This window comes from Anoxybacillus sp., assembly GCF_036834105.1.
Taxonomy (GTDB): Bacteria; Bacillota; Bacilli; order Bacillales; family Anoxybacillaceae; genus Anoxybacillus.
The window spans coordinates 1-8,917 of record NZ_DAITON010000097.1 but is presented as its reverse complement, the minus strand read 5'-3'; the positions used below and the strand labels follow the sequence as shown (position 1 = coordinate 8,917).

13 protein-coding genes are annotated in these 8,917 nt (G+C 41.0%); 5 read left to right on the top strand and 8 right to left on the bottom strand.

Features of this window, described 5'->3' with window-relative positions; genetic code table 11:
• Positions 1-32 precede the first annotated feature (32 nt).
• The 3 genes from V7Z64_RS09795 to V7Z64_RS09785 all read left to right on the top strand — a co-directional run bounded on the left by V7Z64_RS09795 (position 33) and on the right by V7Z64_RS09785 (position 1,724).
• A complete protein-coding gene (locus V7Z64_RS09795; protein WP_297990280.1) occupies positions 33-545 on the top strand; it encodes a YjcG family protein in 513 nt (170 codons plus the stop codon).
• Between the two features lie 3 nt (positions 546-548).
• Positions 549-980 carry a GNAT family N-acetyltransferase gene (locus tag V7Z64_RS09790; RefSeq protein ID WP_297990278.1) on the top strand — a complete coding sequence of 144 codons (432 nt, stop codon included), beginning with the start codon at positions 549-551 and terminating at the stop codon, positions 978-980.
• 66 nt (positions 981-1,046) lie between these two features.
• On the top strand, positions 1,047-1,724 hold the full coding sequence (locus V7Z64_RS09785; protein WP_297990276.1) for a DUF421 domain-containing protein: 678 nt from the start codon (positions 1,047-1,049) through the stop codon (positions 1,722-1,724).
• On the opposite strand, the gene V7Z64_RS09780 is transcribed toward V7Z64_RS09785, so the two are convergent.
• Complete coding sequence (locus V7Z64_RS09780) at positions 1,721-1,894, bottom strand: hypothetical protein (RefSeq protein ID WP_297990273.1); 174 nt, start codon at positions 1,892-1,894, stop codon at positions 1,721-1,723. The two genes, V7Z64_RS09785 and V7Z64_RS09780, sit on opposite strands and share 4 nt — an antisense overlap.
• Before the next feature lie 76 nt (positions 1,895-1,970).
• Here V7Z64_RS09780 and V7Z64_RS09775 point away from each other — a divergent pair, with 76 nt between their 5' ends.
• A complete protein-coding gene (locus tag V7Z64_RS09775; protein ID WP_297990270.1) occupies positions 1,971-4,091 on the top strand; it encodes an ATP-dependent helicase in 2,121 nt (706 codons plus the stop codon).
• Between the two features lie 17 nt (positions 4,092-4,108).
• Here V7Z64_RS09775 and V7Z64_RS09770 read toward each other — a convergent pair whose 3' ends face one another.
• From V7Z64_RS09770 to V7Z64_RS09760, 3 genes are all read right to left on the bottom strand, one after another.
• The gene (locus tag V7Z64_RS09770; RefSeq protein WP_003395322.1) at positions 4,109-4,363 is read right to left on the bottom strand and encodes a stage VI sporulation protein F; all 255 of its coding nucleotides are present in this window, start codon (positions 4,361-4,363) and stop codon (positions 4,109-4,111) included.
• Between the two features lie 89 nt (positions 4,364-4,452).
• Positions 4,453-4,584, bottom strand: coding sequence for a YjcZ family sporulation protein (locus V7Z64_RS09765; protein WP_297990267.1), 132 nt, complete (start codon positions 4,582-4,584; stop codon positions 4,453-4,455).
• A gap of 68 nt (positions 4,585-4,652) precedes the next feature.
• Positions 4,653-4,895 (bottom strand): hypothetical protein, encoded by a 243-nt coding sequence (locus V7Z64_RS09760; protein WP_297990265.1) that lies wholly within the window; start codon positions 4,893-4,895, stop codon positions 4,653-4,655.
• Between the two features lie 86 nt (positions 4,896-4,981).
• On the opposite strand from V7Z64_RS09760, the gene V7Z64_RS09755 reads away from it, so the two are divergent.
• Complete coding sequence (locus V7Z64_RS09755; protein WP_219985507.1) at positions 4,982-5,302, top strand: thioredoxin family protein; 321 nt, start codon at positions 4,982-4,984, stop codon at positions 5,300-5,302.
• A 25-nt stretch (positions 5,303-5,327) separates the two neighbouring features.
• Here the strand turns inward: V7Z64_RS09755 and V7Z64_RS09750 are convergent, their stop codons facing one another.
• The 4 genes from V7Z64_RS09750 to V7Z64_RS09735 are packed head-to-tail and all read right to left on the bottom strand — an operon-like array spanning position 5,328 to position 8,696.
• Entirely contained in the window at positions 5,328-5,987 is a 660-nt protein-coding gene (locus V7Z64_RS09750) for an ABC transporter ATP-binding protein (protein ID WP_297990263.1), read from the bottom strand.
• A gap of 25 nt (positions 5,988-6,012) precedes the next feature.
• Positions 6,013-7,512, bottom strand: coding sequence for a hypothetical protein (locus V7Z64_RS09745; RefSeq protein ID WP_297990261.1), 1,500 nt, complete (start codon positions 7,510-7,512; stop codon positions 6,013-6,015).
• A 3-nt stretch (positions 7,513-7,515) separates the two neighbouring features.
• Entirely contained in the window at positions 7,516-8,391 is an 876-nt protein-coding gene (locus tag V7Z64_RS09740) for an ABC transporter permease (RefSeq protein ID WP_297990259.1), read from the bottom strand.
• On the bottom strand, positions 8,376-8,696 hold the full coding sequence (locus V7Z64_RS09735; protein WP_297990257.1) for a hypothetical protein: 321 nt from the start codon (positions 8,694-8,696) through the stop codon (positions 8,376-8,378). The genes V7Z64_RS09740 and V7Z64_RS09735 overlap by 16 nt, the downstream gene beginning before the upstream one ends.
• Positions 8,697-8,917: the final 221 nt, after the last annotated feature.

Here is an 8,917-nt window from a genome sequence, read left to right as displayed (position 1 = left end):
ATAAATATAATGACGAAAGGAGGAAACATCGCATGAAATGTGGTATCGCGATTTTTCCATCGAAAAAAGTACAAGATTTCGCTAATTCGTATCGCAAACGATACGACACGCATTACGCGCTTATCCCGCCTCATATCACGCTCAAATATGCGTTTGATGTGGAGGAGGACAAGCTCGCTGAACTCGTCCAACAACTGCATCGCGTCGCGCGCGAAACGGAGCCGTTTACGATGCGCATCACGAAATTCAGTTCGTTTTATCCGGTCAACAACGTCATTTATTTAAAAGTGGAGAAAACAGAGCCGCTCGTTCAGCTCCACGAAAAATTGCATCGTCCGCCGTTCGTCGAACAAACGGACTACGCGTTCGTACCGCACATTACAATCGCGCGCGATTTGTCAAACGACGAATATTCGGACGTGTTTGGACGTTTCAACATGCAATCTGTTTCTTTTGAAGAACAAATTGACCGCTTCCATCTTCTCTATCAACTCGAAAATGGATCGTGGTCAGCTTACGAAACATTTCATCTCGGGAAGGAATAAACGATGCGCCTAAATAAAGGACAAGATGAAGCGCTTTGGCGTGATGCCTTGCTCGTTCGCCGCGCCGTCTTTATCGACGAACAAGGCGTGTCAGAGGAAGAAGAAATTGACGCATTCGAACGCGAATCCGTTCATTTCGTTTTATACGACGACGACAAGCCGATCGCCGCAGGTCGCTTTCGTACAATCGACGGCGTCGGTAAAATTGAACGCATTTGCGTCCTTCCTTCTTATCGCGGACGCGGCATCGGAAAACAAATGATGGAAGCGATCGAACAATACGCGAAACAGCACGTGACGAAAGTGAAGCTAAACGCCCAAACACACGCCGAACCGTTTTACAAACAACTCGGCTACGAAACCGTATCAGACGTCTTTCTTGACGCGGGCATTCCACATGTGACAATGGTCAAAACAATCAACATGCGATCATAACGGTCGCATGTTTTCTTTTTCACTTGGCATACTAAGGAAAGAAGCTACATACGAAAGGATATCGTTATGAACGAATTTGGACAAATCGCACTTGAGTTAGTTGTCGGTTATGTCGCTTTATTTATGATGGCGAAAATACTCGGACGAACACAAATTACCCAAATTACACCGTTTGACTTCATTTCCGCCCTCGTTCTCGGCGAGCTTGTCGGAAACGGACTATACGATGCAAATGTCGGGCTCTCTAAAATATTGTTTGCGATCGCCATTTGGGGACTGCTTATTTACACAACAGAAATGGTGACACAAAAGAAAAAAGAGCTGAGGGAACTGTTAGAAGGAAAACCGGTGATCGTCATTTCAAAAGGAAACATTTTATATGACGCATTAAAACAAACGAAACTCGACTTAAATCAGCTCCAACATTTGTTGCGCGCTCGCAACGTCTTTTCGATTCGCGAAGTCGAATACGCCATTTTAGAAACGGATGGCACAGTAAGCGTCATGAAAAAAGCGCCGTATGAACAACCGACGCGTCAAGACCACAACATATCCGCATCTCAAGCGACATTGCCCGTCACCGTCATTATCGATGGAGAAGTCATTTGGGACAATATACGGGAAAATGGGTGGGACGAACGATGGCTTCAAAAACATATTCGCCATGCGGGGTTTGAAAACTACAGCGACATTTTATACGCCGAATGGCAAGAAGGAAAAGGAATGCACGTGCAGGCATATTAACGTTTTTTCTCAGACGACCGATCTTTCGGGCGTTTTTTCTTTTCAGCAAAACTTTCTTTTTTTTCATTCGTTGTGCGTTGTACGCTTGTTGCGCGCGGAACAGTGAATGGATTCGAACGAATTGGCGGGATATGCACCTTCATCGCCTCCTTTGTTATATCATTCGCCATCTAACGAAAAACTCCTTTTCTCTTATTATATGTTTTGTTAACATAGACGTTGACGTTACATGGAGGAGTTTTTACGATGAACAAAGCGCAATATAACGGCAAGTTGTTTGACCTTCATACATTGCCACGAGAAAAATACGAGCTCGTTTACGAACAAAGTTTACGCAATAAATGGACGTGCCCGATGTGCGGTGGAATCGTTCGCTTGCATTTAGCGATTGAACATGCCCCGCACTTTTATCATGTTTCGAATCCGTGCATAAAAGAAGAACGACAACGAGGAAGCGCGGTTGCTATTCAACCGCACCAACCGTTTCAAGCGAAAGAAAAAAAACAGACGATCGTATGCGGAGTGTCGCTCGATGCGGATCAATATGAAGCTGTCCGCCACGTCGAAGGGTCGCTTCTCGTCCTCGCCGGTGCAGGAAGCGGCAAAACGCGCACGTTGACGACGCGGGCTGCGTCAATGATTACAAATCATCATATAAAAGCTTCAAACATGATGATCGTCACCTTTACGACAAAAGCGGCAAAAGAACTAGCGGAACGACTGCATGCATACAACTTGGATGTCTTGCCGACGATCGGCACATTTCATAGCTTATTTTATCGCATGTTGCAACATGCCGATCCGTTTCGCTGGCGGCATGAGCGGCTCATTCGCGATTGGCAAAAAGAGCGAATGATAAAAGAAATCGGGCGCGAACTCGGCATCGATGAGCGCGATTTTCCGTACGATGAAGCGATGCAGCGCATGTCATATTGGAAAAATACGCTTACTTCCCTTGCGGACATCACGATCGAAACCGAATGGGACGAGCGCATCGTACAGTTGTACGTGCAATATGAAGAAAAAAAACGGCAACACGATTTATTTGACTTTGATGATATGTTATATGCCTGTTATGACATGTTGCGGACAGATGAAAAGCGGCTCTGTCAATATCACGAACGGTTTCATTATTTTCTCATCGATGAGTTTCAAGACATTAACCGCGTGCAATACGAAACGATGAAGCTGCTTGCGTCACATACGCACCATATATGCGCCGTCGGCGATGACGATCAAGCCATTTATGCGTTTCGCGGCTCGGATTCATCGTTTATTCATCAATTCCAACAAGATTTTCCACATACAAAAATCGTAAAGTTGACAGAAAATTATCGTTCGCCCCATCCGATCGTAGCGCTCGCCAACAGCATGATTTCTAAAAGTCGCACGCGCATTCCAAAACAAATGAACGCCCAAACGGATAGCGCACATATGCCGACACTTTTCTTCCCGTATGACGAAGAAGAAGAAGCGACGATGATCGTATGCGACATACAAGAGCGATTGAAACAAGGTGCGAAACCGAGCGATATCGCTATTTTATGCCGAACGAACGCCGCGTCTCGCGCCGTCTTTGAACGGCTCGCCCAACTTCGCCTCCCGGTGACGACGGACGGAGAATCATTTTACAACCGTCGCATCGTGCGCTATTTGTTAAGCTTTCTTCAATTAAGCATCGATCCAAACAACGAACAAGCGCTTGCCGATGTGGCGACGGTGTTGTTTTTAAAGCAAACGGTCATGAACGACTTGAAAGCGATCTCGATTTTACAAGACTGTTCGCTCGTGGAGGCGCTCGCTAAACTCGATCGTATCGCACCGTTTCAACAACAAAAATTGCGCACGATCGTTCCGCTATTTGCGAAAGTGAAAGAAATGAAGCCGCTTGAGGCGATCGATTTCATTGAAAAAGAAATGGGGTTTGGCGACTTTTTAAAAAAGCGCGGCAACGAAGGAAATACGATCGAAAAAGGATCCGATGACGTGCGCGACGTCAAAGTTGTCGCGCGCAAATTTAAAACGATTCCCGCGTTTCTTGCCCACGTCGCGCGCGCCAAAGCGTACGCCAACACGACATGCGATGGCGGCATTCAACTTATGACGATTCATCGTTCGAAAGGGTTAGAGTTTCCGATCGTATATATCATCGGGGCAGTGGACGGACTATTGCCGCACGACTATGCGCTCGAAGCGTACCGAAACGGCGATGCCGCACCGCTTGAAGAAGAACGCCGCCTTCTTTACGTCGCCGTCACGCGCGCCAAAGAGAGTCTCTTTATTTCCGTCCCGTCCATGCGCCGTTTAAAAAAAGCAAACGCCTCGCGCTTGCTTCCTTCTCAAACAAAAGCGAAAAGCCTCGTCTAAGACTTTTCGCTTTTTCGTTATTTTTTATTTAACATGTTTGCGATCGTATTGAAGTCCATTTGCTTTCCGTTGTTGATAATCGATTGAACAATTTTATCTTCCAATTCTTTCGGCACGTTGCGATTAGCGATTTGCGCCACGCGCTTCACGATGCCGCGCACCGTTTTTTCATCTTTGAAATTCGCATGTTGCAACGAGTTTGCAAGCGCAAAAATGTCTTGCATATTGACGCCCGTTTTCTTTTCGATATTTTTAAAAAAATGTTGATCCATCTTTCTCCCGCCTCCTTCACTTTTCTTTTTCAGCATATGAAAAAACAAAAAAAACGTTCCAAAGGCGTGACCCTTTGGAACGTCTCTTTTTAGTGAACGAACGCTGCACCAACGATAATTAACAAGATGAACAACACGACGATTAACACGAATGTTGAACCGTATCCGCCGCCGCCGTAGCCGTAGCCACCGTAACCATATCCGCAATATCCGAAGCCCATGAGACTCCACCTCCTTGAACGTTGTCGCTTACATCATATGCATACAAATGAATTTGGTATGGGCGCTCCTATAAAAATTCCCCTCCTTGCCGAAACATGCGGGCGAACTGCTTTTCTTTTTTCGCAAAAAACGCTTCTGCATCGCTCATGTTTGCTTGAAACTGTTGAAATAGCGCCTCGTTTATTTTTTCAAGTTTGTTTAGCGTCATCTCCATCTCTTTTCCCCATGCGTCAAACGCCTTCATGAACGCATCGTGCTTTTGATGTTTTGCCCGCGCATACGATTGCAGTTCTTTTTCCAATCGATCCATCGTTTTTCCCCCCTTGCTTTTTCATACGTAAAAAACGAGAACATGTGCTAAAATAAAAGACGAAATTAAAAGAAAGGACGTGTCATATGGAACGACTACAAGACGCACAACAATTTAAACAAGCGATCGCCTCCAGCACGCCGGTTGTCGTTAAATTTTTTACAACATGGTGCCCAGATTGCGTACGAATGGATCAATTTATGGATGAAGTCATTGCCGCTTACCCGCAATTCACATGGTATGACATCAATCGCGACGATGTGCCAGACATCGCCGAAACATACAACGTTATGGGCATTCCGAGCTTGCTTGTGTTCCAAAACGGCGAAAAAATCGCCCACTTACATAGCGCCAATGCAAAAACACGCGAACAAGTCGAGGAGTTTCTTCAAACGATTAAAGGCTGACACATGATGTCAGCCTCATGACATGTCATAATTCATTCTTTACTAAAGCAACGGGCTCTAGTTGGTATTTATTGATGCGAAAAACTCGGTCACACAAAATATCTATGTCTTCTTGATTATGGCTTGTCAATAAAATTGTACGACCTTCACTTTTGAAAGATAATAACAAATGACGAATGTTATTTACACTTTCAGCATCTAGTGCATTGAATGGCTCGTCTAATATGAGTATTTGTTGGTCTTCCATAATTGCTTGGGCAATCGCTAACTTCTGCTTCATACCTAAAGAGTAATGTTTCACTTTTTGCTTAGCTTGCGGTTGTAATCCGACCTTTTCCATTGTTTCTGCTATTTTTTCGTCACTAATCTTCCCTCTAATCATTGCTAATTCCTTCAAATTTTGAAAACCTGTTTTATTAGCTATATAACCAGGACGGTCTATAATGATTCCAATATTATCCGGAAATCTTTTACTTTTCCCGATTTCTACCCCGTTGACAACAATACTCCCTTCATCTGGAAATACGAATCCACATATCATTTTAAATAAAACAGATTTACCGGAACCGTTCGGACCTACGATACCACATATACTCCCTTTTTCTATATCTAAATTAACATTTTGGAACAGCGTTAATCCTTTATAAGATTTACTCACATTTTTTAAGGAAATAACAATCGACATTTTCCATCCCACCCATATTCATTTTTTATATTTTTAAGCTTTGTTTCAATAAATAACGAATTATAAAATATGAAACGATATTCATCGTAACTAAAATAAATGTTAAGTAATAAGGAGAATAATCCGCTAAATAAACAATTCCATTTAACCCTACAGGTATGATCCCTTTTGAATTCACACTAGGCAACATGAAAAGCATCAACATACTAGTCAAAACAACACCATATATTGATTCCTTGCTTGTCCAAGAAAATATAAAGACAAGGCTTATATAAAAAACGATTTGCAAAAAACCGTTAACAAAAAAGTGATAAATTACTTCATGTAACGGATTGGAAAGCAAAGTCATGTAAAAACTAACATGTGCCCCAAAACAAACAGCCAATACGAGTGAAAGAATAATCAACATGAACAAAAAGAAAACGGTTACCCCCATTAACTTCGTCATCCAGCTCCAAAACCATTTACTTAAACTCTTGAAACGAATGATTTTATAGTATCCTAACTGCTCAATCTCATTACTTAGAAAAAGCAGTTGAATTAAATAAACAAATCCAAAAAATACGACTGAATAAAAGAAAAACGGAATATAAGCAAAACGATCGGCACTAACCCCGGCAAACGACATAACGAAAACATCCCAAACTGTCACATCAGGGGATTGAACTAATGATCGAGCTGTTGCTCCTATCCCCATGACACAAAGAGAAAAATAAGTAACAATAGGTATATACGATTTTATTGAATGAACGTACACTTTTTTATCCAAATCTAAAAATTGTAAAAACCATATACAAACACAAAAAAAGGTGATGACTACAATATAAACGGGGATAGGAGAATGAAAAGCATCTATCCCATTAGTGATTGAAAAAAAGGAAAGTGGCGACAAGAAAGCAAACTCATTTGGAAATAGCTTGAATCCTATAATACTGAAAAGGAAAAAGAAAACGCTAATGAAAAGCATGAAATTCTTACTTTTAGTTAACACGTACGTGACTGCAAAAACGATATGTAACAATGAAAAAATACAGAGCAACAAAAGTAATTGCGCCACAAAAACGGATGCAGGTTCGTTGAAGAAATATACAAGCCGATCAAGCGTATTAGTAGAATGTGCTGTCTTACTAAACTCGCTCCAACTCCATGAATAGGGAAATCCAATTGCCATAAATAACGACATGAACACCCATAGACAGAGTAGCGGAAAGGTGATTTTCCAGAAATTTTTAAAGGAATAATATATCCATTTCTTAAACGACCCTAAGCGAACTAAAATTTGATAATCAAATTCGATCAAAATAGACTTTATTAAAAGCAATAGCACAATAGGAACAACAAAATAAAGAATGAGGTACGGATCAGTTAGCAGGCGCAAAGACACATCCCAGTTGTTGAAGTGTAATCGCTGTTGATATGCAACTTGAACGATCTCGCTTTTAAGCATTGCGCCATAAAAGTAAAAAACGGCGCCTACAACGATCCACTTTATACTAACGATATTCTCAATGCTCTCTCGTTTCATAGTCTATATCATCCATTCATTCTCATTTCGTATCGAAAATACAAAAACGATAGCTAAAACAATTAGTAAAAATGAAAACGGAACAAGCACAGTCCATAGAGGTTGCTGTTCAATATTGAACGGAAAAATCGTACTAAGCGGTGAAAAAATGGCTATATGAAACAAGCCGGTCACAAAGTTTAAAATATGATAAAAAAGAAACGGGATCGATAAAGCGATGAATGGATTACTGACATTTAGCAATAGCATAAAAGCAATGGTAGAATACACTATGCCATTTACAGCAACCCAAGAAGAATAAATAAGTCCGTATGTTAACGCTCCATGCGATAAAAACTGTGAAAAAGTTACAGCAGGTATACGCATATGTTCATTAGAAGGGCTATAATGAATAATTCCTAATTCTTGTTCAAAATATACGATAAAAAGGAACGGGAGAAAAATGAGCAAAAACGTAATGACCCCCGTTAGCAAAGCATTTACCAATCCTTTACTAATGATGTAAATATGCAATGGAACTCTAGTACGAGTATACGTAATAAACTTGTTTCTTTGTTCCTGTAAAAAAGAAGGTAGATAAACTATAATTGCGATAACAGGAAAGAGCAACGGAATAATGCCTGACACTGTTTCATGAAATACTTCAATCGGTTCATAAAACTGATATCCTTCTTTTACCATATAAAATCTAACCGTTGGTAACAAAACAATAATACTTATCCAAAAAAATAAATTTTTTTTTGTAAGTGCTCTCTTCAATTCAACTACTAATTGGTTGCTCAACATATCTTTCACCCTCTCATTCACGAAAAATGAATCGTGATCGTCGGACGTTCGTCCTAAACGATCACGATAGATGTTTTTTAATTGCTTCTCCATCTTCCCGATACTTGAACATTTACTGGCGTTGTTATATCATTACTGAATTCAACTCGCGTGCTCAACCCTTTCGGAACAGAGTTTGGTAGATTGCGATAGTCATCATCCGTTATGCTACGCACCCATGATCCTGTACCAGAGCTCGCCACCATTCTCGCATCAACAGTATACGATCCTCCAACGACCGCCGAATATAACTCCCCATACGTTCCAGACGAATCTTTTGTCTGATAACCAGTATAACCGCTACCATTAAATTTTGGAACGGTTGTATCATAGTTTGACCAGCTAGTACCTGCTTGCACTACTCCACCGAAAACCACCAAACCGACTGACAAACTAAATAAGGTTAATGTTTTCTTCAAATCCAATTACCTCCCATAATTAAAATTTATTACATTTTTATTATATATTTTTATTTTTTTTTTTTCAAGGATTTAATAGAATATTTTTGTTCATCATCTCAACATTTACTTGAAAAATGATGCTCTTTTCTGAACAAGAATGTGAAAAAATAATTTCGTTT